The sequence below is a fragment of the Parapedobacter deserti genome, assembly GCF_042646065.1.
Taxonomy (GTDB): Bacteria; Bacteroidota; Bacteroidia; order Sphingobacteriales; family Sphingobacteriaceae; genus Parapedobacter; species Parapedobacter deserti.
Map to the genome: position 1 here is coordinate 1 of NZ_JBHRTA010000047.1, position 900 is coordinate 900.

Annotated in this window: 1 protein-coding gene; it reads right to left on the reverse strand. The window is 47.7% G+C overall.

Going from position 1 to position 900, the window contains the following annotated elements:
* Positions 1 to 63 precede the first annotated feature (63 nt).
* Complete coding sequence (locus ACFOET_RS17750; RefSeq protein ID WP_379025167.1) at positions 64 to 840, reverse strand: hypothetical protein; 777 nt, start codon at positions 838 to 840, stop codon at positions 64 to 66.
* Positions 841 to 900: the final 60 nt, after the last annotated feature.

The following is a 900-nucleotide window of genomic DNA, read 5'->3' on the forward strand; positions in this document are numbered from 1 at the left end:
CCAGGCCGATCGTTTGCGGACATGTACCGATCCATCTGTTCCGGCACAGTATAGCACGAGCGGTCATTGCCTGTCCCGCTTTAGATTCTCAATTTCCTTTTCAAGCCGGTGTATCTGCTTCTGCTGTTCAATGGTGTATAGCATCAGCTCTTCAATTTTCTGAAGCATCTTCGTGCTTATATCTCCCAAACCGACACCGTCACGCTGCATGTCTGATGCCGGTGGTATGTCATGGAGATGCCTATGGGTATTGATATGGGCCTCCACTTCGCTTAACGGAAGCAGATTATAGTCCGGGTCAAACACAAAATCTGCTCCGGTCGTATTCACGGTTATTTCATTCGCCCGGATTTTCCCGTTTACATCTAGTTTATACGTTGCATTCTGCTGGGTCGTCTTTCCGATCAGCACATTGGCGGCAGCGGCACTCTTGCTTGAAACAAGGATCACATTACCGTCAGACTTAAAAACCAGCGGAGCAATGTATCCGCCGCCTTTCTTTGTACCATAAAATTCAAGCGAAGTCTGGCCGGTGGGGTTGTCTGAAAAATAGCCGTCTTTGCGATGGCTGATGATCCATTGAACCGGTGTACCTTGCTGTATCCCGGCATCATTCGCAACGATAAAGTTGATGTCAGCGTACGCAGCGTTATTACCATCACTGCGCAGGGTGATACCCTTCCGGTTAGCGCCGATATTCAGATGCAGCAAGTCGCTGGGGCTGGTGGTCCCTATACCCACGTTCCCTCCATTGGTAGGGAAAGTGCTGCCCTGTGCAAAGCACACGGTCACTGCAGCGACCGTTAAAAACATAACAACAACGATAGATTTAAGATTCATGGTTTATGGGATATGGTTAAAAAACTAAATAATCTAAAATTGGTAAGCTAAAGTTTTTCC

Excerpts from the sequence above, each read along its gene's own strand:
- ACFOET_RS17750 (WP_379025167.1), bottom strand. The coding sequence starts at position 840 with ATGAATCTTAAATCTATCGTTGTTGTTATGTTTTTAACGGTCGCTGCA.